Raw genomic sequence first — 23,662 nt, 5'->3', positions numbered from 1 at the left:
GTTACCCTCTTAAAAATTCGTTTAATAACAGCTCTGTCTCATATAAAGGTAAGCCGACAACAGCAAAATAGCTACCCGAAATGTGACTCACAAATCGCCCGCCTAGACCTTGTATACCATAACCACCGGCTTTATCTTGTGGCTCTTGGGAGTGCCAATATGCATCGATTTCGTCATCGCTTAATTGTTTAAAAGTCACATCAGTGACAACAAGACTGCTTTTTACGTGCTGGCTGTCAGCAATAGCTACGGCGGTCATAACTTGGTGAGTACGCCCTGATAGGCGCTTCATTGTTGCGATAAAGTCTGCTTTATCAATCGGTTTGCCAAGTGCGGTGTCATCAATCACCACCACGGTATCACTGCCAAGCACAGGGCGGTCAGTGTAACCCATTGCGACACCAGATTGTGCTTTGAGTCTCGCTAAACGCTCAACATAATCACGAGGAGACTCGTTCGGGAATTGGCTTTCATCTGCATCAACGCTAAATTGAGAAAACTCGATACCAAGCTGGCTGAGCAACTCTTTTCGACGCGGTGATGCAGACGCCAAATAAATTGCGGTTTGCATTATCTAATCCTGAAATGACGGCGGTATTTACGCAATATTAAGAAAATCCACCACCAACAAAGCATGCCGGTTAGCACTGGCCATAAGTAATGCGGGCTGAAATAAACCCCCATCAAGAAATGATTAAGCCAAAATTGCATAAGGTGGTAAAGCGTTAAAAACAGAGCCACTAATATGCTCTGCTGCCATAGAGAAAAGTTTCTAATTTTTTGAAAGTTACTTGCCGTGATAAAAATACACACAGAGTAAGTTAATGAGTTCACGCCAAGTGGTGAACCCGAAGCCAAATCCATGAGTAACCCCACCACCCAAGCCGTGCCGATATTAAGACGATGTGGTACAGCGAGCGACCAGTACATCAGCACCATTAACACCCAATCAGGTCGATAAGGTTCAAATGAAATAGGCAATGGCATCAATGCCATCACCAGTGCAAAGAAGATACTAATTGCGATTAGCAAGGAATAGCGACTATTCATTACTTATGCTCTCCTGCTGGTTACGCCACAGCACAACCAATAAGCGGATACGGTCCAACTGTGCAATAGGCTCAGCATACACTTGTGCGAATGGGTGACCTTCATCGCGATTGATTTCTGTCACAACGGCCACTGGGTAACCTTCAGGAAAAGTTCCTCCTAACCCAGAGGTCACTAAGATGTCACCTATGCGTACATCAAGGCTGTGAGGCACGTGTGAAAGCTTTACGACATTAATCTTACCAATGCCTTCAACCACTGTGCGTACATCGTTACGTAAAATGCGTACTGGCGTAGCGTGTGTGGTGTCGGTCATTAATAATACGCGGGAAGTTGTCGATCCAACTTGCGTAATTTGCCCAACAACCCCCATTTCATCGATGACAGCTTGGCCTTCACTTAAGCCATCGGTTGTGCCACGATTAATCACCACTTGGTGACTATATGGATTTGAATGTACAGACAATACTTGCGCAATGATCTTCCGATTAGATTGCTTAGCCGATGAACCTAGTAAAGCACGTAACTTATCATTTTCACGACTTAAAAAGGCTAACTGTTGTAGTTGTTCGCTTTGTAGTAGCTGCTTCTTTTTAAGTGCTTCATTTTCGGTAAGAAGTTGATCGCGTGTGTGAAGGTTTTTTGCACCTATACTAAATAGTTCATAAGGCAGGTTAGCAAGATAGATAAGTGGGCTTACTAGGGTATTTAAGCTAGTGCGAATGGTTGTGCCACCCTGTGTATAGCGGTCGCCCACAATCAAAACGACACTCAAAAGCACTGCGACAAAAAGTCGCAGTTGCAAAGAGATTGTACGACCAAACATTAACTTCATTAGTCGTAACTAAATACGTCACCACCGTGCATATCAATCATTTCGAGGGCTTTACCGCCACCACGCGCAACACAGGTAAGTGGGTCGTCAGCAACAACAACCGGAATCCCCGTCTCTTCCATGAGTAAGCGGTCTAAATCTTTTAGTAATGCACCACCGCCGGTTAATACCATGCCATGTGCAGAAATATCTGATGCAAGCTCTGGTGGAGACTGCTCAAGTGCAACCATCACAGCACTTACAATTCCCATCAGTGGTTCTTGTAATGCTTCTAGAATTTCATGTGAGTTAAGCGTGAATGAGCGCGGCACACCTTCGGCAAGGTTACGGCCTCGCACTTCAATCTCAACTGGTTCATCTGTTTTAAATGCAGAGCCAATTTGATGCTTAATATTTTCAGCGGTTGCTTCACCAATTAAGCTACCGAAGTTACGACGAACATAGTTGATAATTGCCTCATCAAACTTGTCACCACCAATACGTACAGATGATGAATAAACCACACCATTCAAAGAAATAATAGCCACTTCAGTGGTACCACCACCGATATCAACAACCATTGAACCTGTTGCTTCAGATACTGGTAAACCTGCACCAATTGCCGCAGCCATTGGCTCTTCAATTAAATACACTTCACGTGCACCTGCCCCCATTGCCGATTCACGAATGGCGCGTTTTTCTACTTGTGTTGCACCACAAGGAACACAAATAAGTACACGCGGGCTTGGACGCATAAAGTTGTTGTTATGTACTTGCTTAATGAAGTGCTGAAGCATTTTTTCGGTCACATAAAAGTCGGCAATTACACCGTCTTTCATTGGACGAATCGCTTTAATATTTCCAGGTGTACGACCAAGCATTTGCTTAGCTTCTGTTCCCACAGAGGCAACGCTTTTAGGACCACCAGCGCGCTCTTGGCGAATAGCAACAACTGAAGGCTCGTTTAATACGATTCCTTCTTCTTTTACATAGATTAGGGTATTGGCTGTACCCAAGTCGATCGATAGATCGTTTGAAAATATACCACGAAGTTTTTTAAACATGAGGCTGGATGACCTTTGAAAATACGTTCTTATATTAGCTGCTTTCACTCTATCATGCTCACCATGAAAAAGCGCAGCTACCTTCTTTATTTGTTAAAAAAGGAAGCATCCATTGCTTCCTTATTAAATTTATCGTTCGCGTACTAGACGAAACCCAATATAGTTTGCACGAAAATCTGGCGCTAAAATTAAACGCGTAGATACACGAGCCAAGCTAGGTGCGAAATTCCATGCCCCACCACGAACAGCCACATCAGACTGTTCCGATTTTTTATTTGTCCACTCCCATACATTGCCTACAGTATCGTATAGGCCAAATGCATTAGGAGAAAATGAGCCTGTTGGCGCAGCACTTTTGTTAGACCACTCACTGCCACACCAACCACAATTCGCTAGGTTTTTACCAATTTCATTACCCCAAGGGTATTCAGTTTCTTTACCTGCACGTGCAGCGTATTCCCATTCAACCTCATTGGGTAAACGAAATAGCTGGCCAGTTTGCCCTGATAGCCAATCTGCGTATGCTTTAGCATCATTGTAGGTTAAACACACTGCCGGAAAATCACTGTCTTGATCAAAACCTGGATTACGCCAGTTTAGGGTTGCTTCCCACACAGGTTCACCATTTAGGTAATAAGCACAACCGCGATTTTTTTCGGCTTCTGTTTTATAACCTGTATTGGCAACAAACTGCTCATACTCACCAACACTGACTTCTTTACTTTGCATAGCAAAGGAGTTGGCAATGGTTTTCTCTACCACTGGACGCTCATTAGCAAGACCACTGCCGTTGATATCGCCCATTTTAAATTTACCTGCCGGAATGACAACGAGACTCGCCGTATTCGTTTTATTTACAATACTTGCCGCTGGTGCCGATGATGGTTGCTCAGCGGTTGTAATAGCTGCAACAACAGGCTCAGGCTTTTTTACCAGCTTGGCATGAATTGTTTGTGACTTATTAAGTTCTAAGCGAACTTGATAGCTTTTGTAGCCGCGCTTACGAATTTCTACATTATGAAAGCCAACAGGTAATGATGTTGTAAGTTTAGTAGAACCAAAACTGACGCCATCTATAAACACTTCATCATCATAGACATTAGAACGAAGCGTTAATTCAACCATTTTAGATTTTTTTAGATCAGGTAATGGTTCAACCCTTACTGGCTTTTTTACAGAATAATCACTTACCGGCTCCTCACTCATACGAGAAACCGATACCACCTTACTATTATCCTGAGAGTCACTGAATGTTAACTGACTATCCGAGTAAGTCGTTGTATAGTTTGGTTGATAGCTGCCCGCCAGCGGTGTGCCATAATCAGCACAAAAACGGTTATCCAAATTCAGTAAGCTACATAAACGGCTACTATTTACGTCTCCGCGCATCGTTACGCTTAAGTTCACGTTGTAATTACCTTGGCCGCTAAACGCACTATTTACAACATGACTGCTAAGAATTTTAACTTGTGCGCCAGCAAGATTACGCTTTGGTTCAACAAGGCGTTCTTCGGTTAAGTTAGCAAAAATTTGGTCTACAAAACGTTTGGTGGCTTTTTGCAAGCCCATTTGTTGGCCGCGCTGCTCACAGGCTGCAAGTGTTTCGGTACGCTTACAGTTAATTGTGTGATTAACTTCTAAAGTGCCTTCACGAGTAAACTCATTGCGCAAACGCTCGACACGTGCTGTAGCCAACTGCTCTTTTAAGCTTTCTAATGTGTTTAGTTGCGTATGTTTCGCTACGCGAATTTGCTCGATATCTTTTCGGTGTGAAGCAATTGCCGCTAATTGCATCGAAATATCATCTTTGTTCTGTTTATGATCAACCACTGCTTTTTGATAACGCGCTTGCGCATTACTGATATCTAATGTTGGGTCATCAATAAGTCGACGGTACATCTCGTTCATTGCATCAAGCGCTTGGTTTTTTTCTTTGTCTAACTCAGTTGAGCGTGCGCGTAATAATTCGAGTTGTTTTTGTAACTGACTTTCTTCTTTTAGGTGTTTTTCGAGGATTACGGTCGAGTTATCGTATTCGGCTTGTTTTTTACTGATCTCTGATTCAATCCCAGTTACCGTAGCAGTATCTTGTGCAAATGCACTCGTTGCTAGCAAACTAACTGAAATTAACAGAGATAAAGGAGCTATTCGCATATATTCCATTCCCAAAAAGCGGCAATTATTTGGTCATTATTATTTTTTATAATTAAACTCTTATGCTATGTACTTGCAAGGCAAAACACAAGCTTTGTTCAATTATTATCTGAGTTTACAACTATTACCTTAGTTGATGCCAGTAAATAACATAATCATTTTAGTTTAATTGACTAATTTCTATCTATATGACGATTTTGCTATAATTGAGCCCCTTTTTTTATCTAAGTAGCATCGTGAATATTAGTTGTGAGTCACCCATTCAACCCATTTTCCACCCTCTGTTAGAAGCGCATAACTTACAGTTGTTTATCAAACGTGATGACCTGATTCACCCTGAAATAAGCGGCAATAAATGGCGAAAACTTAAATTTAACTTACAAATAATGCAACAACAGGGTAAGTCAGAGCTGTTAACCTTTGGTGGCGCATTCTCAAATCATATCCACGCCAGTGCAATCGCAGGAAAACTATTTGGCTTCAAAACTCATGGGATTATCCGTGGCCCCTTACTTGATGAAGCTAACCCGACGCTAAACGATGCAAAGCGCTTTGGTATGACGCTACATCCGGTCAATCGCCTTACTTACCGCCAGCGTCATGATCCCCATTACTTAGACGAACTAAAAAAGCAGTTTCCTAATGCTTACATCTTGCCTGAAGGGGGAACAAACCTTGCGGCGATTAAAGGCTGTGTGGAATTGGCACAAAGCTTACCAGCTAGTGACTATATCATTTGCCCAACGGGTAGCGGTGGCACATTAGCAGGGTTAATAGAAGGAACGAGCAGTCAAACAACCCTTTTAGGTATTGCTGTCCTTAAACACGCTGATTATTTAATCGAAGAAATAAAACAGCTCAGTAATAAAGCAAAAGAACAGCACAACTGGCAACTTTTATGTGATTATCATGATGGCGGATATGGCAAGTTTTCTGATGAGTTATGGCGTTTTTGTCAAACCTTTACTCAACAATACGACATTCCCCTTGAACCTATTTATAGTGGAAAAATGATGTATGCTATTTGGCAGTTAATTGAGCAAGGTTACTTTGCATCAGGAAGTGTAATAACCGCCATCCACACAGGCGGGTTACAAGGTCTAAATGGGTTAAAGTACAGAGGCTTAATTTAGCGACGGTCAGCTATATGGGGTAATATCCGCCAACTTTTGCAGTGGTTCAGCAAAATAAAACCCTTGTGCAGCAACCACTCCTAAATTTTTCAGCGTTGCTAACTCATTTTGTGTCTCAACACCCACAGCATAAACAGGGCAACTTAATTCATGCCCTTTTGCGATAATTTCCTTCACCATCTTTTGTTGCTGCTTGTTAGTATCAATATTGTGTATTAACTCAAACGCGAGCTTTATAGCGCAAAAATTAGCAAGCTCACGGTAAAGGGGCAAGTGCTCTGCACTGCGTACATTATCGATAACCACTCCTGCCGACAATTTACCCAAACAATCTAACTGCCCTGCTAATCGGTGGCGCTGCTTTAAAAAGTCATCCTCATTTAATTCAAATTGCAGCTTACTGACCGTATCACAGCTTTGCATCTCACCTTTCAACCACTGCCAAAACTCTTTATTAAACCAATTCAGGGCATGTAAGTTGATACTAACGGCCATTGCGCCTCGTTCACTCAACAGTATTTTTTTTACCTGCAAAACAACCGTTTGATCAAGCAAAAGTACATCCTTCTTGCTACTCATTTGCGGGATAAAATGACGCGCCGCCAAAAGTCCGAGGCTTTTATGACGAATACGGATTAACGCTTCATGCTGAAGGATATCGCCGGTCTGCAAATCGAATAATGGTTGGAAAAAAAGCATAAAGTGCTTTTTCTTTATATATTCAAATAAGTGTTCTTTGCTATCAGCAAGCACACTCGATTGCGTGTGCCCAAACGGCAAGCGATGAATATGTTGCCAGGCACTTTGTTTTGCTAGCGCAAGGGCCGATTTAGTCAACTGATAAACAACCGCTTGATCCGCCCCAGTGCGGTAATTACACACCCCTATTTTTACATCACTACGGGACAAGTCACTGCGATAATTAAGACATGCTTGATAGATAACTTGATGCAATCGCTTAGTGTATTTATCAACCTCAGTCGCAGGGACGCTATTCAGTGTGACCGCAACGCCTCCTGAAGGAAGCAATTTAACCGAGCGATTGACCAGCTCACCAAATCCTTTAGCAATCACTAATTTAAAATAATTATCGACATCCAAGTTTTCAGGAAAAGGGGTTTTCCAAAAAAATAACGAAAATAAATGGTTATAATTAGTAGGAACACCATACAGAATATTCAAATCTTGATGAGGCAAAAGCTTTGGCGTTACTAATTTACGCGGCATTTCAGGCTTGGCCTCACTTAATTGAGCGGGCTTTTTAATCGTTGCATCTTCCAGCACAGGTGTCTTAAGCGCCATCCGCCAGCGACGTAACCCCCAATAACACGCTCCAATCAAGATTAAATTTAGAAACAAAAACAAATGACTTTCCACTAACCAAGAAGGCCAATGAAATAACCGCAGGCTCACCGTCTTATAGCTAAATACTTCCTGCTCTAAATCAATAAACTTCGCTAAACTAGGTGATACCTCTGACGTATTCATCACAAACCCTTGGCTTTGAACTAAAGTTGCAATAATGTCATGTGAGGAAACAGGGTCGAGACTTAAGTCATAAACTTGCTTGGCAAGCTCAGTCCCTGAGTTATGTACTTTTTCGTGTAGTACATCACTTAAAAAAATATTAAAAACAACTAATAGCAAAAAAACGGCCGCCATATAAATGGCCTCCGGTTTCTTAATATGTGCAGTAAAATCTTTTTTCATTTCACAGCTTTGTTGCTCAAACATACACAAAGTGTTGTCCAAGAACCCTATAAATACAAGGCTACAGAGCGATTAAAAGCAATTTCAGAATTATCCTAAGACCAACGCTGTCAAAAGTCATGTATTTTTAAACACCTAGCAAAAAGTGTTAATGATAATTATTTTGTAACCGACAACTGCAAGCTTACGCAAAATAACAAAGCCATGTTAAAGCAATAAAAAACCCAGCAATTAGGCTGGGTTTAAATAACTCAAACACTCAATGCGAGTGATCTAGAACGGAATATCATCATCAAAATCGATTGGTGGTTCCATCGGGTTTGATGCGCCGCCTTGTGGTGCATTTTGAGGTTTAGGAGCAAAACCACCACCTTGTTGTGGCGCGTTGTTTTGCTGCTGTTGATTATAACCGCCACCATACTGGTTATTACTTTGTTGTTGTGGTGCAGGTTGCTGCTGCGGGCGCTGTTGCTGCTGTGCTGGCGCAGACTGTTGTTGTGGAGCATAGCTATTATTGCTTTGTGCTTGTTGTGAGCCACCGCCGTAGCCGCCACCTTGTTGTTGACCACCTTGGTAACCGCCTTGTGATTGGCCACCTTGATAACCACCACCTTGTTGATCGCCACCACGACCACCTAGCATTTGCATTTGGCCACCCATGTCTACCACGATCTCTGTGGTGTATTTTTCTTGGCCTGATTGGTCAGTCCATTTACGCGTTTGTAAACGACCTTCAATGTACACTTGTGAACCTTTACGAAGATACTCACCAGCAACTTCTGCTAGTTTGCCAAATAACACAACACGGTGCCATTCAGTACGCTCTTGCATTTGCCCTGTGTTTTTATCTTTCCAGCTATCTGTCGTAGCAATGCTGATATTCGCTACGCCATTGCCATTAGGCATATAACGTACTTCTGGATCTTGGCCTAAATTACCAACCAAGATAACTTTGTTCACACCGCGTGCCATGGAACTTCTCCTATAAAACGTTAGATTAAACCAGCCACTTTGCGTGCTTGGTCTAGGTCAAATTCTTTATCATTAATCTTTAAATAGCTGCGATTTTCATCACAAACAACCGTTGCTTCAATTACGCCCGGTAAAGCAACTAGACGAGAAGCAAGCACTTGTGCCTGCTGCTCTGAACTTAATTCAGTCATTAAGCTAATAATTTTACTTCTTGGTGGGACTTGCATATTCCAAGCAAGGATAAGCCATATTAACCCAACAAGTGCCGCCGCCGCAAACACTGCTTGCGCACTTAATACTTGAGCAACGTAACCCCCTAATAAACCACCTAAAAAGGCACCAAAAAACTGCGTTGATGAGAACACGCCCATCGCAGAGCCTTTTTGATTTGCAGGGGCAATACGCGACACAAGTGCAGGCATGGTTGCTTCTAAAAAGTTAAAAGCAATAAAGTAAACCAGCATACAAATTCCAATGCCAATCACAGAGTCAACCCATAGGGACATAGCCAGCATACTTAAAACAAGCAGCGCGATTGAGCCAATAAAGGCTTGTTTCTCTTTTTCTTTGCGAATCGCCACTATCATTATCGGCACCATCAAGAAAAACGCTAAAAACAGCACAGGGATGTATAAATACCAATGGTGATCGGCAATTAAACCATCTTTTATAAGCTGGCCTGGTAAGGCTACAAATACGGTGGTTAATGTAAGGTGAAGCAACATCACACCAAAATCAAGGCGTGCTAATTGCGGGTGTTTAATGAGTTGCTTAATGTCATCTAAGGTAGCGAGCGTGTCGCCTTTTGGGGCTTTACTAACCGCATTAGGTACTAAAAATAACACAATTAAAATACCTAAAAGAGCAAGCCCAGCGGTAAGCCAAAATACGCCAGCAACTCCCCAAGAGGCAGCAACAATTGGTCCAAGTAGCATGGCAACGGCAAAGCTCATACCAATGCACATGCCAATTACGGCCATCACTTTCGGACGTTGCTCATCACGGCTTAAATCAGAAGCCAGCGCTAATAATGCACTGGCAATCGCGCCCATACCTTGTAAGGCGCGCCCTAGCGTCACCATTTGCACAGATTCAGCGGTTGCCGCAATCACAGAGCCCAGCGCAAACACACACAGACCCCCAATAATAACTTTTTTACGACCAATTTTATCAGACAACCAACCCATCGGAATTTGCAACACAGCTTGTGTTAAACCATAAGCACCAATAGCAAAGCCAATCCATAGTGGCGAAAACCCTTCTAATTGCTGACCATAAATTGCCAAAACTGGCATCAGCATAAATAAGCCAAGCATACGGAATGCAAATACGCTCGCCAACGAAACGGCTGCGCGTTTTTCTCGAGAGTTGAGTGAAGATGCTGTCATGAATTACTGATCTTGCTGTCTATTAAAATCTGAGCGTGGATTCTACCACAAGCGAAAACTAAATAATCACCTGTAAGTGATGATTTTTTCTTTGATCAAGGATTAATCTTATCGCGTATTATGAGATACTGAAAAAATAATTAGGTAATAAAACGAGATAGCATGGAAAACATTGAAGTCCGAGGCGCCCGCACGCACAATTTAAAAGACATCAGCCTAACCATTCCCCGTGATAAGCTGATAGTTATCACTGGCCTATCTGGTTCAGGGAAATCGTCTTTAGCGTTTGATACTTTGTATGCAGAAGGGCAACGTCGTTATGTTGAATCACTGTCAGCCTATGCAAGACAGTTCTTATCGCTAATGGAAAAACCCGATGTCGATCACATCGAAGGTTTATCGCCTGCTATCTCTATCGAGCAAAAATCGACCTCGCATAACCCGCGTTCAACAGTTGGTACAATCACTGAGATTTACGATTACCTACGTTTATTATTTGCCCGCGTAGGTGAGCCTCGCTGCCCTACTCACGACTTGCCACTTGCCGCACAAACGATCAGCCAAATGGTCGATACGGTTTTAGCCCTACCTGAAGGTAGCAAGCTAATGCTGTTAGCCCCCGTAGTCAAAGATCGCAAAGGTGAGCATGTTAAGCTATTAGAGCAACTCGCAAGCCAAGGCTTTATTCGCGCCCGTATTGATGGCGAAGTATGTGACTTATCTGATCCACCGACTCTCGAGCTTCATAAAAAGCATACTATCGAGGTCGTGGTTGACCGCTTTAAAGTAAAAGATGGCCAACAACAGCGTTTAGCTGAATCATTCGAAACAGCCCTTGAGCTATCAGGTGGTATTGCCCATGTAGCGGCGATGGACGACTCACTCAGCGAAGACATGCTGTTTTCTGCCAACTTTGCCTGCCCAACGTGTGGCTATGCCATGAGTGAACTTGAACCACGTTTATTCTCATTTAATAACCCAGCTGGTGCATGTCAAAGCTGTGATGGTTTAGGTGTGCGTCAGTATTTTGATCCAAACCGTGTTGTGCAAAATCCAGAGCTAAGCTTATCGGGCGGTGCCATTAAAGGCTGGGACAAACGCAGCTTTTATTACTTCCAAATGCTGCAAGCTGTCGCAGAGCATTATAAGTTTGACCTAGAAGTGCCTTTCCAAGAGCTTGGTAAAGAGGCTCAAAAGGTGATTCTTGAAGGTTCAGGTAAAACTAAAATTGCCTTTAACTACCGCAATGACCGTGGCGATTTAATTACACGTAACCATGAGTTTGAAGGCGTTTTAAATAATATGAATCGCCGCTACCGTGAAACCGAGTCAAACTCAGTGCGCGAAGAACTGGCTAAATACCAAACGAGCCAAGCGTGTCCGAGCTGTCATGGCTCTCGATTGCGTGAAGAAGCTCGCCACGTATTTATTGGTCAAACGAATCTACCAGCTATCACCACAATGAGTATTGGTGAAAGCATGGCATTTTTTGAAAGTTTAAGTCTGACAGGCCAGCGCGCGCAAATTGCCGAAAAAATTCTCAAAGAAATTCGTGACCGTTTATCTTTCTTAATTAATGTAGGCCTTAATTATCTATCGCTTGAGCGAAGTGCCGACACCCTGTCTGGTGGTGAAGCGCAGCGTATTCGTTTAGCAAGCCAAATCGGTGCAGGTCTTGTTGGTGTTATGTACGTACTGGATGAGCCTTCAATTGGTTTACACCAACGCGATAACGACCGCTTACTAAAAACCCTTATTCATTTACGTGATTTAGGCAATACAGTGATTGTGGTTGAACATGACGAAGATGCCATTCGAGCAGCGGATCATATTATCGATATTGGCCCAGGTGCGGGTGTTCATGGCGGCCATGTTATTGCCGAGGGTACTCACGACGATATTCTAGCAAGTAAAGATTCAATCACCGGTCAGTACCTCTCTGGTGAAAAGAAAATCGAAGTACCAGAGTCTCGTCATCAAACTACCGACAAATGGCTTGAGTTATTTGGTGCCACAGGTAACAACTTAAAGAACGTTGATTTACGTATTCCATTTGGCTTAATGACCTGTGTCACAGGTGTATCAGGCTCAGGTAAATCAACGCTTATCAACGACACTTTATTTAAGCTGGCTCATACCGAGTTAAATGGCGCAACGACCGCTGAATCGGCTCCGTACAAGTCAATCAAGGGCCTAGATCATTTTGATAAAGTGATTGATATTGACCAAAGCCCGATTGGCCGTACTCCGCGCTCAAACCCTGCCACTTACACCGGCATTTTTACTGGTATTCGTGAGCTATTTGCAGGTACTCAAGAAGCCCGTTCACGTGGCTATAAAGTGGGTCGTTTTAGCTTTAACGTGAAAGGTGGTCGTTGTGAGGCGTGCCAAGGCGATGGCGTAATCAAGGTAGAAATGCACTTTTTACCGGATGTGTATGTGCCTTGTGATGTGTGTAAGGGTCAGCGCTATAATCGCGAAACACTCGAAGTACAGTACAAAGGTAAAAACATTCACCAAGTACTCGAAATGACTGTTGAAGATGCCCGTGAGTACTTTGATAAAATTCCCGCTATTGCACGTAAACTACAAACCTTAATGGATGTCGGCTTGTCGTATATTCGCTTAGGTCAAGCTGCAACGACTCTTTCAGGTGGTGAAGCGCAGCGTGTGAAACTGGCTCGTGAACTGTCAAAACGCGATACCGGTAAAACCTTATATATCCTTGATGAACCAACTACGGGTTTACACTTTGCTGATATTCAGCAATTATTGGTAGTGCTCCACCGTTTACGCGATCACGGTAACACCATAGTCGTTATTGAGCATAATCTTGATGTGATTAAAACCGCAGACTGGATTGTCGATTTAGGTCCAGAAGGCGGTTCAGGTGGGGGAGAAATTTTAATTTCTGGTACACCTGAAGAGGTCGCTGATTGTGAGCGTTCACACACTGGAAGATACTTAAAACCACTACTATAAAAAGGATATTGCGTGCGTAGGTATTTAAAAATTGCAAAATGGCGCGCGAATAAACAGCTTCAACAACAGCAGCGTAGCTGGCAGCCACATAAAACAAAGCTGGTTGAACGTATACAAGCCATTTGGTTTAACTTAAGTACCGCGCAAAAGCTTTATCTGTTAGCATTAAGCAGCCTGATTGTTCTACAATCGGGCTGGTTAAGTGCAACCATTACGATCATAGCACTCGTTATAGAGTTTTGGCCGAAATTTAATCAGCTTTGGCATTCACTTGCAGGCAAAGCGTTAATTTTAATCTTCTACGCCAGTATCGCTAACTTTGTATTGGCCGGTGCGAGCGGTATTGTAAACGATGTAACTCATGTCTCATCAACTCACTTTAACTACACGCATAACTTTGCCACTCTCTTATATTTACCCCCTTGGGCGATGGGCATTAGCCTAGCGACCCTATTATTATTTCAACTTTTTTTACCCTTCTATATTTTTGCTTTATTACTGATAAAACCATTTGGCTCTGAGCGAATTAAGTTTATAAGCCAAAGCTATTCGCCACTATTAACCGCCATAGTGCGCTTTGTATTAGCGTCAGTGGTATTGATTAACCTAATTTCCTTTATTGACGACCAACCGCCTGAAGAAGTACTCGACAACATTGTCAGTACCTTTGCAGATAGTAAAGCCATTGCTAAAGAGTCAGGTGAAGAGCAACAAAAAGCGGTAGAAGAACTCAGTGAAAAAATAGAACAACAATTGCCAGACAGCTCAGAGAAACCACTCACACCAAAGCCTGACATAAATCTTGACGGTGATGGCGAAACAGCCGAAAACCTACGCCAGTTTTTAGATACCAAAGGCTACTTTGAACGCAGTAAACGCTTAATTGCCATGTTTGCATACAGCTTTGAGGCAGATAGTTACTCCCGCTGTGTAAAAACAGAAAACAGTAAAGCGGTTGAACTCAATGATTATGAAATTGTGCAAGTAACCCCAGATAACAATGCGGAGTATGGCTACCGCTTTGAAGTGATAGCTTGTGACTCACCAGGTATCTTGCCAGTTACTAAATAGCAGACAAAAAAATACCGCTATTAAGCGGTATTTTTATTTCAATAATTTGTTGAAAAGCTTACGGACGAGGGATAAAACCTACCGCATCGTAAACAGCTTTTAATGTTTTTTCAGCGCGGATACTCGCCTTTTCAGCACCTGATTTCATAATGCTATCAAGTAGTGACTGATCTTCGCGAATTTCTTTAAAGCGCGCTTGAATTGGCTCAATCATATTAACAACAGCTGCTGCTGTGTCTTTTTTCAGGTGACCATACATTTTGTCTTCATATTCAGGCACTAAGTCTTCAATTGAGCGCTTAGTTGCAACTGATAATAAAGTGAGTAAATTAGATACACCTGGTTTTTCTTCACGATCAAAGTAGATACGCGCTTGCTCGTCAGAATCTGTTACTGCTTTTTTCAGTTTCTTTTCTATCTTCTTCGGCTCATCTAATAACATGATGTAACCGTTTGGATTTTCATCTGACTTAGACATTTTTTTCAACGGATCTTGCAGGCTCATTACACGTGCACCAAACTCAGGGATGTATGGTTCAGGTAGTTTAAACACATCACCGTATAAGTTATTGAAACGTGTTGCAATATCCCGTGTTAACTCAAGATGTTGCTTTTGATCTTCACCCACTGGCACTTGATCAGCCTGATATAACAAGATATCAGCCGCTTGCAGCACAGGGTAAGAGAATAAACCCACATTTACGTTATTCGCATGCTTTGACGACTTATCTTTAAACTGCGTCATACGGTTAAGCTCACCCATTTGCGCATAACAGTTTAAAACCCAGCTAAGCTGAGCATGTTCAGGCACTTGAGATTGTACAAATAGTGCCGATTTCTCAGGGTCGATACCACATGCTGCATACAGCGCAATACCGTCAAGCACGCGAGAGCGTAGTTGCTCTGGATCTTGACGTACAGTAATGGCGTGTAAATCTACTAACATAAAGAAACTTTCGTGGTCTTCCTGTAGCTTAAGCCACTGGTTAATAGCGCCAACATAGTTGCCTATTGTCATACCACCGGTTGGCTGAATGCCGCTTAACACTACTGGTTTACTCATGATGTTCCTTTATATTTTTACTTAAAAAGACGAATTTAAAATGCACTTACCTTTGGGTAAGAACAGGTATTATATCTAAGAAATTCTCGCAGAGGTACTCTGGATTGAAATCAGCGAGGTTTTCACCTTGGTTATAGCCGTAGCTTAGCGCAACAACTTCAATATTAGCCGCTTTGGCAGCCAAAATATCACTTTTTGAGTCGCCTATCATAACCGCTTTTTCTGGGCTTACATCAAGTTGCTGACATGCAAACTGCAAAGGCTCAGGTGATGGTTTCTTTGCCATATCATCACCACAGACAATCAGCTGAAAATGGCTGGTCAGTGAGAGTTTATCAAGTAACTTCTCGGTAAAACGACGTGCCTTATTGGTGATCACCACTTTAGGCATACCAGCAAGCGCAGCAAGCCCTGTTTCTACATGCTGATAAAGCGCACTATAGTCACCCACAACGTGGTCATAATGCTGATAAAACAAATTAATAGCGCGCTCAGCAAGGGCTTCGTCTAAATGTTCACTGATTTGCATATCGCCACTCAAGCCGCGCTTAACAAGTGTTTCTATCCCATTTCCCACCCAGCTTTCGACCAACTTTTGGCTAACAACTGGAAATGCTAAGTCAGTCAGAGTCAGGTTCATTGCAATATATAAATCATAAACACTGTCGACTAAGGTGCCATCTAAATCAAAAAATGCTGCATCGTATTTCATGAATCAACCTTCGCAAGTTCACTGCGCATTGCATCGATTACCGCTTTATAATCTGGTTGATTAAAAATCGCAGAGCCTGAGACAAACATATCAGCGCCCGCTTTTGCTATTTCGGCAATATTATCAATACCCACACCACCATCAACTTCTAAACGAATATTGCGACCTGAGTCATCAATAATTTTACGCGCTTGGCGAAGCTTCTCGAGGGTATGAGGAATAAAGCTTTGGCCGCCAAAGCCTGGGTTAACCGACATTAATAACACTACATCGACTTTATCGAGTACATGTTCAAGGTAGCTAAGACTGGTTGCAGGGTTGAACACCAGACCTGCTTGGCAGCCACTGTCTTTTATGAGCTGCAAGGTGCGATCAATATGTTCACTGGCTTCAGGGTGAAAACTAATAATTGAAGCGCCTGCTTCTGCAAAGTCTGGGATAATTCGATCGACTGGTTTTACCATGAGATGTACATCAATCGGTGCCGTCACGCCGTAGTCACGCAGTGCTTTACAAATCATCGGGCCAAAAGTTAGGTTTGGCACATAATGGTTATCCATTACATCAAAATGTACAACATCAGCGCCACTTGCGAGTACACGATCAACATCTTCACCTAAGCGAGCAAAATCGGCCGAGAGTATAGACGGGGCTATTAAATACTTTTGTAATGTTTCCAACATGAGAAATTCCATTATAATTTGCGACAGCAAGAAGAGCGCATAATGTAACCCAATAGCTAGCCGATTAAAACACTGCGCTCTTTGTGAGGTAAATAAATACAGTGAACTAGTCCATTCAGCTAACTAAACTTGAGTATGAGTAATAAATTATTTAATTTATTCGCATAGTTAGGTTTTAACACACAAAAATTAAACATAAAGCTTACCTCAAGACACTAATTTTATTAATTTTTCCTTAAATTCAGCAGTAATTAAGTTTGTTATTTGAGCAATTGTTAGGTATGCTTGGCAAAATAACATAAACAAAGGTTATTACCATGCGTGCTTTTAAAACTGGGATCTTAATCGCGTCCGCACTGACTGTTGCTGCTTTTGCACATTCGCTTTCAACTGCGAATGACGACTTTTTATTAACTGCATCAAATTGTCAATGTAACACAACAGGCCTTTCTACAAGTGCTAATCAATGTATGCAAGCCGAACAAGAAACTGGTTGGTTTTCTTGGCTTACAGGCGATAGCCGCAGCGCACAATTCCATTATTTAGATTTACTAGAATTACTAACAAGTAGTGAAGAATCAAAAAAAGTTAGTAGTTTAGGCTCGAAATTTTAAGCCCGATGAGTAAGTTTTTTAGCGCATTACAAAGTGTTTTTGCTGCTTTTTTTGGTGTGCAATCAGAAAACAAACGTCAGGCCGATTTCAAAGAGCACTCATTAAGCACAATCATTGTTATTGCTCTTGTGTTATTTAGCTTATTCGTAGCGGCTATTTATTTCACCGTTTCTTTGGTGCTAAATACATAGCCATCAACTCATTTACTTTATTCCGCGAGCCCCCTTTTGGGCTAATTGTGCGTTTCACCTGAATCTCATCAAGTGCTGCTTGGCTGTATATTTTCCGAGTCCACACTGTATCGTGGTTTGAGATAAGCACTGGAGTGTTATTTTCAAATGCTGTTTGCTCTGCCAGATTTGCTAGGTTAGCTTGATCATCTAAATTAAAGCCCCCTTTCGCATACGAGGTAAACGAGGCCGTTTTACTTAACGGCACATAAGGTGGATCGCAGTAAACAACCGCATTTTCAGGAATAAGCTTAAATACTTCGTCATAACCTAAGCAAGTAAAGGTTGCTTGCTGTGCTTTGTGCGCAAAAAAGCTCATTTCTTTTTCAGGAAAATATGGGCGCTTATATTTACCAAAAGGCACATTAAAAATGCCTTTGAGGTTGTAGCGACATAAGCCATTGTAGCCATGGCGATTCATGTATAAGAATAAGATAGCACGCTCATACACATCATTGCTTTGATTAAACTGAACACGATACTCATAATAAGCTTCAGGATGATTGTTTAATTCAACGAATAGTTTTTTCGCATCACTAATAAACTCATCCGGAGTGCGTTTTAGTTCGGTATATAGGTTGATAAGGTCTGCATTGATATCATTAAGAATGTAATGCTTGAAATCTGTATTTAAGAAAACAGAACCTGCACCAACAAAAGGCTCAACTAAGGTATCAGCGCTCGCGCTCGCTTTTTTTAAACGGGCATGAATATCTTCTACTAAGCTGTATTTTCCACCTGCCCACTTAAGGAAGGCTCTGGTCTTTTGCTGCATCTGCTCTTAACTTCAATTCAGTGTTGCGCGATTCTACACTAATCTGTTTTATTTTACTGATCTAGTGAGGCGATTTCTTGCTTAATTTTACTTATTTTTTTGTAAAAAGGCTGATTTTTACGCACATTATCAGAAAGCTGTAAAGCAGCCTTTTTTGCGTCACCTAAGCTTTCATAACTGCCGGAAGTAACAATCCACCAACGTGTACCATTACGTAGTGCTTGGTATATGTGAACTGTATCCTGTAAGTTATTTTCTGTAATAAACTTATCGGTAATTTCTTGTTTAGTTACAGCCAGCAGTTGAATAACAAAGTGCCCATCAGGTTCAGCTAAGTACCAGGCATTTCCTGTTAACGTTGCAACCTCAGCGGGCTCTGTTAGCTGCTTTTGCTCCGCTGGTGCACCTTCTAAATCAGTGGCGGTATCATCACTTTCTGCCGTTTCTTGAGGTTCAGCAGGTACAGGAATAGCTAAACTATCAACAATTGCTGATACGTTATTTTCATGTGATAGCGTAGCAACAGGTTGTTCTTGCCCATTACTTTGTTGCTGAGCGGTTTCAATAGGTGCTTTTTCAAGTGCTTTGTCAGTTGGTGCTATGATTTTTTCAGCTGGCAGCGCAGTGGCTACCTTTGCTGTTGTATCTTGTTGATAATGCTCTTTCCACCACTCGGTCATATCGGCCTTGTATAAAAAGCCAATTATCAGCAGCATGGTCGTTAACAGTAATAAGAGTAAGTAGAGTAATTTATAACTTTTTTCAGGTTCACGAATATCAGCGGTGTGTTCTTGTGGCTGCCAAGCCAATAAAAGAGCTGGATTACCCTTTGCTTCTTCAACAAAAGTGCGAAAAACAGGGTCTTCTTCAACTGGCAAGTTAGGAAAAAACCAACGCATCAATTGTTTACTCTCACTCATATTGAGGGCTTCAAGATGAATTTCTACGGCTTGTGTAAACTGCCCTACCGATTGCGAGGCTATTAGGATATAGAGCGTACTGGGGCTTTGCTTGGCAATAAGCTCAAGCTGCTGAACAAGCTCTTCTGATAGGTGACGACCACCATCGATAACCCATAAACAATCGCCACATGGCTGCTGCTTATAGAGCTGATAAAAGTTCTCTGAAAGTGTTAATGAGTGATCGATAAGCGGGTTGCGAAAATTCTGTTCGAGTAAATCAGTAACAAATTGTTGATCCGTCATCTTACCGTTAAGTTGCACAAAAGCTTTATTAAACTCAAGATACTTATCGGTAATAAAAGTTTCTAATAGATAACTTTTCCCTAAACCAGAAGGACCTAATAAACATATCAGGTTTTGCCCATATTCAAACTGTAGGGCGATTCGATCAACTAGCGCAGCACGGCTAGGCAATATTTGCGATTGCATTAGCGTATAAGTAAATCACAAACCTGCTGATCAGTTACATCACTAACCAGCGCACATTGACCAAATTTTGTAGGAAGAATAAAGCGAATGGTGCCTTTTTTATTTTTCTTATCTTTGCGCATGTGGGTAAGAAACTGCTCGCAAGTCATCTCATCTGGCGCTTCCACAGGTAAGTCGTATTGAGCAATAAGCGCTTCAATACGTTCAACCTCTTGTTGTGATAAATCATTACGCTTGTGTGCTAGTCTTGCCGCCAATACCATACCCGCTGCAACCGCTTCACCGTGTAGCCAATTACCATAGCCCATCTGTGCTTCAATCGCATGACCAAACGTATGACCTAGATTCAATAATGCACGCAGGCCCGCTTCTTTTTCATCTTCAGCAACAATAAGCGCTTTAATTTCGCAGCAACGGTAAATCACGTGTTGTAATGTTTGCTCATCGAGTGATTTAAGGTTGGCAATATTTTGCTCAAGGTAAGCAAATAATTCTGTATCGTAGATCAGGCCATACTTAATGACTTCAGCCATACCTGCTGCAAACTCACGCTCAGGCAACGTATGCAAAGACTTAGTATCAATGAACACCGCTTGTGGCTGATAGAAAGCGCCAATCATGTTCTTACCTAACGGATGATTTACCGCTGTTTTACCACCCACCGAGGAATCGACCTGTGATAGTAAGGTTGTTGGTACTTGTATAAACGGCACGCCACGTTGATAACACGCTGCCACAAAGCCCGTTAAATCGCCAACCACACCACCACCCAAAGCTATTAAGCAGGTGTCTCGGCCACAGTTATGCTCAAGTAAAAATGCTGAAATCTTTTCAAACCACTCTAGTGACTTATATTGTTCACCATCAGGAATAATAAAAGAGAGCGGATTATGATCAGCCAACGACCTCATTACATCATCTAAATATAAAGGTGCAATAGTGTCGTTGGTGATAATAACAGGTCGACAATCACCGATATGTTCACGGAGTCGACCTTGGTATTGAAGTGCAGATTGACCAATATAAATAGGATAACTTCGCTCGTCCAAATTAACAGTTAATTCAAGCATCGCTAGTTTCCTTTTATTCTTGGTTTTTAAAAATCTAATTTCTCGATGATTTGATTAGCAACAACTTTTGCGCTTTGTTCATCAGTGCGGACAACAAAATCAGCGACTTCTTTGTATAGCGGTTCGCGTTCTTCAGCTAAGCGCTCTAATACATCGCGCGGTGCTTCTTCTGTTTGCAATAATGGACGACGCTTGTCGCGCTGCGTGCGTGCAACTTGCTTTTCGATCGGCGTTTCAAGGTATACAACAATACCACGAGCAGAAAGCTTGTTACGTACTTCTTTACTGATCACAGAACCACCACCGGTTGCAAGAACGATACCTTGCATCTCAGTTAAGTCTGAAATAACAGTTTCTTCACGAAGTCGAAAGCCCTCTTCACCCTCAAGATCGAATACCCAAGCAATATCTGCTCCAGTACGACGCTCGATCTCTTGATCTGAATCGAAAAATTCAAGGTGTAATTGGTCAGCAATGTGACGACCAATTGTGCTTTTGCCAGCCCCCATAGGGCCCACTAGAAATATATTACGTTTCTCAGCCATATCTTTTTAGTACAAACGAACTCTAAAATTTGAAATAAAACCCCGCCTAACGACCTGGCCCCAAAATTAAGGAGGGGATTATCTCAGTAATTGATTGGGTATTTCAAGTCAATTAACATAAAAAGCCAGATAACGAGCAATTAAACAGGTTAATTGCTCGTTGATTAAGAAAAAATCACCTAATCGATTTGAATTTTTGGTGTTACGAAGATCAACAACTCTCTTTTTTCATTAAATTCACTGGTGCTTCTAAATAAAACACCTAAGTACGGAATATCACCCAATAGGGGGACTTTCTTTGTTGAATTGACGATTTGCTGTTGGAAAATACCGCCAAGCACAACCGTCTGTCCGTTTTCAACCAACACTTGCGTTTGAATCTGTTGGGTATCAATCGCTACAGCAGGTCCTGTTGGTGTCTGAACAGTATCACCACGTGTATCTTGTGTAATCACAAGATCTAAGATGACTTTGTTATCTGGCGTGATGTGCGGTGTTACTTCTAAGCTTAATACTGCTTTTTTAAAGCTCACCGTTGTTGCACCACTTGATGCCGCTTCAACATAAGGGATCTCAGTACCTTGTTCTATACGCGCTTTTTGCTGATTTGCTGTTGTAATACGCGGACTTGCAATAATCTCACCTTTATTTTCTTCTTCAAGCGCTGTCAGCTCTAAATCAATTAAGGTGCCATTTGCAAGTTTTGCTACATGCATACCAATGCTTCCCGCAGGGTTTGAGATTGGTAAATTAACGTTGAGTCGATCAGACAAATTAGGAATAACCCCATTCGAAATCGTCTCTGCACCTTCTAATGTGCCAGCAATCCCATCACTCCCTTGTTGATCACTAAAGCCCCAACGAACCCCCAAGTCTTCTTGAACATTGTCTCGTACTGTTACCATACGTGACTCAATCACCACTTGTTTTACCGGAATATCTAAGGTTTCAACCATACGGCGAACACTTTCAATACTCTTTGCGGTATCTTTGATTAGCAGTGTATTAGTGCGTTTATCAACTGACACACTACCACGCGCAGAAATGATACTATTGGTGTCGGTTTTTAATAAGTCCGCAAACTCTTCTGCTTTTGCGTAGTTAAGGCGAATGTACTCACTGTATAGAGGCTCTAAGTCTTCAACTTGTTGTTTCGCTTTTAACTCTTTTGCTTCTCGGGCTGCAAGCTCTTCAGATGGCGCAACCATTAAAATCGTGCCATCCATACGTTTGTCTAAACCTTTGACTTTTAACACAACGTCCAGCGCTTGATCCCATGGTACACCTTCTAGGCGTAATGTGATGTTTCCTGTTACAGAGTCACTGGTCACTAGATTAAACTCATTATAGCCAGCAATAATCTGCAAAACGGCGCGCACCGGAATATCTTGAAAGTTTAAGGTCATTGGTCGACCTTGATACTCTATACCACCATCAAGGTAGGCTCGCTGTGAATCATCTTTTTCAACAGTGAGGGTGAAAATATTTTCTATTTGTTGATGAGTAAATTTAAACGCCGCATTAGGCTCAATGACAACACGGCTCATATTACCCTCTTTAAAGGTTTCGATTGAGCTAACCACAGTGCCAAAATCAAGTACATCTAATTGATAAAGTAGATCATCTAAAATATCTGTGTGATGAAACTCTGCAACAATTTTCCCACCACTTTCGTGAACGTCGATGGCAGCTTGCGTATCTTGCAGAAATACAAGTACACGCCCTTCTCCCTTTTCACCACGGCGAAAATCTATCGACTGAATTGTATTGATATAATTGTTCTTTGCAGAAAGAGGATCGGCTTCGTCGGATGTGATTGGATTGTCCGAAACATGTAAGCTGACTATGTTATCTTTAGCTATTGTTTTATAAATTTTCAAACGCTCTAAAGACACTGTCACTTTTAGACCTTCAGAAGTCATTGTGCTTGTAACATGCTTTATACCTGCTTGGTTTACGGCTACATCACGAACACCGTTATCAACGCCTACATCACTGAATAGCATCTCAATACGAGCTGGCGTGTTATACACCTGCACTTTTGGCTCAAAGGTAAGTGCTTCATCAAAGACGAGTTGTAATTGTGTCTCGCCCTTCATTAATGGGTTATAACGTATGTCATATAATAATGGAGCGGCTACAGCAGCTTGCGCCATAAAAAAAGCTAATGCAGCTAATATATATTTATGCATATCATTTAACCAAGTCGTTGCTTTATGCATTTTGTTTTTACTTTTCATA

The 23,662-nt window shown here is 41.9% G+C and carries 21 protein-coding genes; 5 read left to right on the top strand and 16 right to left on the bottom strand.

Annotation, left to right across the window (positions count from 1 at the left end):
* Position 1 precedes the first annotated feature (1 nt).
* The 5 genes from L0Z67_RS02275 to L0Z67_RS02255 all read right to left on the bottom strand — a co-directional run bounded on the left by L0Z67_RS02275 (position 2) and on the right by L0Z67_RS02255 (position 5,082).
* Entirely contained in the window at positions 2-571 is a 570-nt protein-coding gene (locus L0Z67_RS02275; protein ID WP_062567320.1) for a nucleoside triphosphate pyrophosphatase, read from the bottom strand.
* A complete protein-coding gene (gene mreD, locus L0Z67_RS02270) occupies positions 571-1,050 on the bottom strand; it encodes a rod shape-determining protein MreD (RefSeq protein WP_062567319.1) in 480 nt (159 codons plus the stop codon). Before mreD ends, L0Z67_RS02275 begins: the two co-directional genes overlap by 1 nt.
* Positions 1,043-1,885: a rod shape-determining protein MreC gene (mreC, locus tag L0Z67_RS02265; RefSeq protein ID WP_193988248.1), complete on the bottom strand. Its 843-nt coding sequence runs from the start codon at positions 1,883-1,885 to the stop codon at positions 1,043-1,045. The genes mreD and mreC overlap by 8 nt, the downstream gene beginning before the upstream one ends.
* Positions 1,885-2,928 (bottom strand): rod shape-determining protein, encoded by a 1,044-nt coding sequence (locus L0Z67_RS02260; RefSeq protein WP_036973172.1) that lies wholly within the window; start codon positions 2,926-2,928, stop codon positions 1,885-1,887. Before L0Z67_RS02260 ends, mreC begins: the two co-directional genes overlap by 1 nt.
* A 129-nt stretch (positions 2,929-3,057) precedes the next feature.
* Positions 3,058-5,082 carry a formylglycine-generating enzyme family protein gene (locus tag L0Z67_RS02255; RefSeq protein WP_062567318.1) on the bottom strand — a complete coding sequence of 675 codons (2,025 nt, stop codon included), beginning with the start codon at positions 5,080-5,082 and terminating at the stop codon, positions 3,058-3,060.
* A gap of 236 nt (positions 5,083-5,318) precedes the next feature.
* Between L0Z67_RS02255 and L0Z67_RS02250 the strand changes: the two genes are divergently transcribed.
* The gene (locus L0Z67_RS02250; RefSeq protein ID WP_405128406.1) at positions 5,319-6,215 is read left to right on the top strand and encodes a 1-aminocyclopropane-1-carboxylate deaminase/D-cysteine desulfhydrase; all 897 of its coding nucleotides are present in this window, start codon (positions 5,319-5,321) and stop codon (positions 6,213-6,215) included.
* Between the two features lie 6 nt (positions 6,216-6,221).
* Here the strand turns inward: L0Z67_RS02250 and L0Z67_RS02245 are convergent, their stop codons facing one another.
* The 3 genes from L0Z67_RS02245 to L0Z67_RS02235 form a co-directional block, all read right to left on the bottom strand.
* Positions 6,222-7,877, bottom strand: coding sequence for an EAL domain-containing protein (locus L0Z67_RS02245; RefSeq protein ID WP_405128405.1), 1,656 nt, complete (start codon positions 7,875-7,877; stop codon positions 6,222-6,224).
* Between the two features lie 321 nt (positions 7,878-8,198).
* On the bottom strand, positions 8,199-8,897 hold the full coding sequence (gene ssb / locus L0Z67_RS02240; protein WP_062567315.1) for a single-stranded DNA-binding protein: 699 nt from the start codon (positions 8,895-8,897) through the stop codon (positions 8,199-8,201).
* A gap of 20 nt (positions 8,898-8,917) precedes the next feature.
* Positions 8,918-10,285: an MFS transporter gene (locus L0Z67_RS02235; RefSeq protein ID WP_062567314.1), complete on the bottom strand. Its 1,368-nt coding sequence runs from the start codon at positions 10,283-10,285 to the stop codon at positions 8,918-8,920.
* Between the two features lie 162 nt (positions 10,286-10,447).
* Between L0Z67_RS02235 and uvrA the strand changes: the two genes are divergently transcribed.
* Both uvrA and L0Z67_RS02225 read left to right on the top strand, forming a co-directional pair.
* A complete protein-coding gene (gene uvrA, locus L0Z67_RS02230; RefSeq protein ID WP_237114773.1) occupies positions 10,448-13,267 on the top strand; it encodes an excinuclease ABC subunit UvrA in 2,820 nt (939 codons plus the stop codon).
* Between the two features lie 12 nt (positions 13,268-13,279).
* Positions 13,280-14,338 (top strand): hypothetical protein, encoded by a 1,059-nt coding sequence (locus L0Z67_RS02225; protein WP_062567312.1) that lies wholly within the window; start codon positions 13,280-13,282, stop codon positions 14,336-14,338.
* 58 nt (positions 14,339-14,396) lie between these two features.
* Here the strand turns inward: L0Z67_RS02225 and trpS are convergent, their stop codons facing one another.
* Genes trpS through rpe form a run of 3 tightly spaced genes read right to left on the bottom strand, consistent with a single transcriptional unit; the run spans position 14,397 to position 16,796 of the window.
* On the bottom strand, positions 14,397-15,401 hold the full coding sequence (trpS, locus tag L0Z67_RS02220; RefSeq protein ID WP_062567311.1) for a tryptophan--tRNA ligase: 1,005 nt from the start codon (positions 15,399-15,401) through the stop codon (positions 14,397-14,399).
* A gap of 46 nt (positions 15,402-15,447) precedes the next feature.
* A complete protein-coding gene (locus L0Z67_RS02215; protein ID WP_193988245.1) occupies positions 15,448-16,113 on the bottom strand; it encodes a phosphoglycolate phosphatase in 666 nt (221 codons plus the stop codon).
* The gene (gene rpe, locus L0Z67_RS02210) at positions 16,110-16,796 is read right to left on the bottom strand and encodes a ribulose-phosphate 3-epimerase (protein WP_062567309.1); all 687 of its coding nucleotides are present in this window, start codon (positions 16,794-16,796) and stop codon (positions 16,110-16,112) included. The genes L0Z67_RS02215 and rpe overlap by 4 nt, the downstream gene beginning before the upstream one ends.
* A 317-nt stretch (positions 16,797-17,113) precedes the next feature.
* On the opposite strand from rpe, the gene L0Z67_RS02205 reads away from it, so the two are divergent.
* The gene (locus L0Z67_RS02205) at positions 17,114-17,410 is read left to right on the top strand and encodes a hypothetical protein (protein WP_062567308.1); all 297 of its coding nucleotides are present in this window, start codon (positions 17,114-17,116) and stop codon (positions 17,408-17,410) included.
* 5 nt (positions 17,411-17,415) lie between these two features.
* Positions 17,416-17,601: a DUF2970 domain-containing protein gene (locus tag L0Z67_RS02200; RefSeq protein ID WP_062567307.1), complete on the top strand. Its 186-nt coding sequence runs from the start codon at positions 17,416-17,418 to the stop codon at positions 17,599-17,601.
* On the opposite strand, the gene L0Z67_RS02195 is transcribed toward L0Z67_RS02200, so the two are convergent.
* The 5 genes from L0Z67_RS02195 to L0Z67_RS02175 all read right to left on the bottom strand — a co-directional run bounded on the left by L0Z67_RS02195 (position 17,573) and on the right by L0Z67_RS02175 (position 23,613).
* Entirely contained in the window at positions 17,573-18,415 is an 843-nt protein-coding gene (locus L0Z67_RS02195; protein ID WP_062567306.1) for a Dam family site-specific DNA-(adenine-N6)-methyltransferase, read from the bottom strand. The two genes, L0Z67_RS02200 and L0Z67_RS02195, sit on opposite strands and share 29 nt — an antisense overlap.
* 53 nt (positions 18,416-18,468) lie before the next feature.
* Positions 18,469-19,806 (bottom strand): AAA family ATPase, encoded by a 1,338-nt coding sequence (locus L0Z67_RS02190; RefSeq protein WP_237114772.1) that lies wholly within the window; start codon positions 19,804-19,806, stop codon positions 18,469-18,471.
* Positions 19,806-20,876 (bottom strand): 3-dehydroquinate synthase, encoded by a 1,071-nt coding sequence (aroB, locus tag L0Z67_RS02185; protein WP_237114771.1) that lies wholly within the window; start codon positions 20,874-20,876, stop codon positions 19,806-19,808. The genes L0Z67_RS02190 and aroB overlap by 1 nt, the downstream gene beginning before the upstream one ends.
* 26 nt (positions 20,877-20,902) lie before the next feature.
* A complete protein-coding gene (gene aroK / locus L0Z67_RS02180) occupies positions 20,903-21,421 on the bottom strand; it encodes a shikimate kinase AroK (RefSeq protein WP_036973192.1) in 519 nt (172 codons plus the stop codon).
* 179 nt (positions 21,422-21,600) lie between these two features.
* Complete coding sequence (locus L0Z67_RS02175; RefSeq protein WP_405128702.1) at positions 21,601-23,613, bottom strand: type IV pilus secretin PilQ; 2,013 nt, start codon at positions 23,611-23,613, stop codon at positions 21,601-21,603.
* Positions 23,614-23,662: the final 49 nt, after the last annotated feature.

The organism is Pseudoalteromonas sp. PB2-1, assembly GCF_045040605.1.
GTDB lineage: Bacteria > Pseudomonadota > Gammaproteobacteria > Enterobacterales > Alteromonadaceae > Pseudoalteromonas > Pseudoalteromonas arabiensis.
The sequence above is the reverse complement of the archived record's forward strand: the minus strand, read 5'-3'. Positions and strand labels throughout refer to the sequence as shown.